Source organism: Methanocalculus sp. (assembly GCF_029762515.1).
In the GTDB taxonomy this organism is placed as follows: Archaea; Halobacteriota; Methanomicrobia; order Methanomicrobiales; family Methanocorpusculaceae; genus Methanocalculus.
In genome coordinates, this window is the sequence record NZ_JARVGN010000551.1 from 1 (window position 1) to 1,183 (window position 1,183).

Sequence of the window (1,183 nt, forward strand, 5' to 3'; positions counted from 1 at the left end):
CTTCAGAATATTCACGATCGGCAATGAGCCTCCCGACAATCATCATTATCTGGGAGTCGTCGGTAAACTGACCGGGTGCCAGTCTATCATTTGGGTGGCCCTTGTAGGCTTTCCGAAACATTCTGAGTGGTGCATGGAGACGGGGAGGTGCGGTTTCATTCGGCATGCCGAGCGCATCTCCAAGTGCGGCACCAAGAAGACATCCTTTATACTGTTCGAGCATCAGATGAGGGTTGTTCTTCGAGGTAATAACCCTTGCCGGTCGGCGTAAGAGTTGGAAGGAAGTTGTCTTCCATATGGGGGTGCAAAAATAAAGCTCCCTTTGCCTGAAGAACCATTTTAATGAAACTTATCACACCGTACCTGTACATGGAGATAGACGATTCCCCCCAGAACCCCAATGAACTTGAACGTTTTCTTGGGAAACCTTCTGTATTGTTCAGTAAAGAAGATATAATCCGGTTTGTTGTCCAGAATGGCATCGAGATGATCAACTTCCGTTATGTTGGAGAAGACGGAAAGCTGAAGACACTCAATTTTGTAATAACGGGGAAGGAGCATCTGGATACGATATTAAGTGATGGAGAGCGGATCGACGGATCGCAGCTTTTCTCATGCATTGAAGCTGGTTCAAGCGATCTGTATGTGGTTCCCCGGTACAGAACTGCATTTATGAATCCCTTCTCTGAGGTGCCGACACTTGAGATCCTCTGTTCATTCTATACAAATGAGGGAAAGCCGCTCCCAAACGACCCCTCATATGTCCTGAGAAAGGCTCATGAATTATTCAGGAAAGAGACTGGTGCAGAATTTTTCGCTCTTGCTGAACTGGAATACTATGTGATCGCAGAGCCGGATCCGCTGTACCCTGTCAGTGATCAGCGGGGATACCACGAGTCCCGTCCCTTCACCCAGTTTGAGGAGTTTCGTATCGAAGCACTCCGGCTGGTGGCACAGGCTGGCGGAAAAGTGAAATATGGGCATGCAGAAGTCGGATGTTTCACGCAGGATGGCAGACTCTATGAACAGCACGAGATCGAGTTCCTTCCCACCCCGATAGAGGATGCAGTCGATCAGCTGGTGATCGCAAAATGGATCGTCAGGATGCTTGGAGAAGCATATGGCGTGCAGGTGAGCTATGCGCCAAAGATCACCGTCGGCAAAGCCGGTTCAGGCCTCCACT

The 1,183-nt window shown here is 49.3% G+C and carries 2 protein-coding genes; one reads left to right on the plus strand and one right to left on the minus strand.

The features are described from left to right. Positions 1–223 (minus strand): ADP-ribosylglycohydrolase family protein (locus tag QCH34_RS13065; RefSeq protein WP_300334764.1); only part of this gene is annotated, 223 nt, incomplete at its 3' end. Between the two features lie 146 nt (positions 224–369). Between QCH34_RS13065 and QCH34_RS13070 the strand changes: the two genes are divergently transcribed. Beyond that, positions 370–1,183, plus strand: an 814-nt coding sequence (locus QCH34_RS13070; RefSeq protein WP_300334765.1) for a glutamine synthetase beta-grasp domain-containing protein, incomplete at its 3' end; no start/stop codon positions are given.